This is a genomic window from Companilactobacillus sp. FL22-3, from assembly GCF_054881455.1.
The window spans coordinates 1-735 of the sequence record NZ_JBTYYZ010000034.1; the positions used below are offsets into that span (position 1 = coordinate 1).

General features: G+C 43.5%; 1 protein-coding gene. It reads right to left on the bottom strand.

Features of this window, described 5'->3' with window-relative positions:
• Positions 1 to 14: 14 nt before the first annotated feature.
• The coding region (locus ACYT32_RS12360) for an IS30-like element ISLsa1 family transposase (protein ID WP_461793476.1) at positions 15 to 735 on the bottom strand (721 nt) is incomplete at its 5' end.

Here is a 735-nt window from a genome sequence, read left to right on the forward strand (position 1 = left end):
GGCAAATTACAAGTTTAATCCGAACAAGCCCGGAATCTTTCAATGGCAGTCTGTTGATGATGTATTTTTAATGGTCGTTGATTAATTAGTTCAAGTGCTGCTAGGATCTCATCAGTCGTTACTTGGCTAAAATTGGTCTTTTTCGGGAAGAACCAGCGTAACCGTCTATTAAAATATTCATTGGAACCTCGCTCCCATGGTGAATATGGATGGCAAAAATAAACTTTGATCTGATAATCCTGTTCTAAGGCCTGATAATTGGCAAACTCTTTACCATGATCAACAGTAATGGATTTTACTTGGGGACCGAAGGCCCCCATAAACTTGCCAAAGGCGGTGTTTAGAGCCTTAGCCGTTCTATTAGGGGCTTTGATGGCCCATAGAAGTCGGGTCTTACGTTCTACGAATGTAACCAGACATGATCGTGACTCACTTCGACTAGAAAGCACCGTATCTACTTCCCAATGACCAAAAGCTAACCGTTGATTAACAGTTGTTGGCCGTTGTTCGATGGAAGTCCCACTTGTAAATTTCCCACGATTTTCGCTCACTCGGTGCTGGCGGACATTCCGATTGGGTAGATCAGTCAATTTGAAGGGGAGCCAGCCACGATTAAGCCAATTATAAATTGACGCAGTGCTCAAGTTATAAGCGGCCGCAATGGTTTCTGGTGACCAGGTTAATCGTAAGTGATTGGTAATTAAAGTCGCTAATGCTGCCGTCAGCATCGAACGA